The sequence below is a fragment of the Vibrio sp. YT-19(2023) genome (assembly GCF_033337395.1).
Map to the genome: position 1 here is coordinate 1 of NZ_JAWOQN010001172.1, position 514 is coordinate 514.

The following is a 514-nucleotide window of genomic DNA, read 5'->3' on the forward strand; positions in this document are numbered from 1 at the left end:
TGAACTGCATCGTTTGGCAGATTTTACCGTCTTCGTCGATACACAGCCTGAGTTTCTGCAAGAACGCTTAGTAAACCGTAAGATTCGTGGTGGCACCGCACCAGAAGCCGCATTAGCGTTTTATTTAAACTCAGATGCCGTAAATGTAGATAAGGTTTTAAATCACTCAATTCCAGCGGATCTCACGCTGTTTCTCAATCAAAACGGTTCGTTCGAAATTCGATAATTTGTCCACAAATTAGGAGGTCACCATGGATATCGTCGTTGATAGCCACACCCATACTATTGCCAGTGGACATGCCTACAGCACCATTTTAGAGAACGCATTGGCAGCCAAGAATAAGGGGTTAAAACTTCTTTGTACCACCGATCATGCTCCCGAAATGCCAGGAGCCCCTCACTACTGGCACTTCAATACTCAAAGAATTTTGCCCCGCTTTTTGCATGAGGTGGGTATTCTCCGTGGCGTTGAAGCCAACACTTTAAACGTCAAAGGCGAGATCGATCTTCCGCT

2 pseudogenes are annotated in these 514 nt (G+C 45.5%); both read left to right on the forward strand.

The window, feature by feature from the left end:
• A pseudogene (locus tag R7E78_RS30670) lies at positions 1–226 on the forward strand (nucleoside/nucleotide kinase family protein); the annotation flags it as partial.
• A gap of 25 nt (positions 227–251) precedes the next feature.
• A pseudogene (locus R7E78_RS30675) lies at positions 252–514 on the forward strand (phosphatase); the annotation flags it as partial.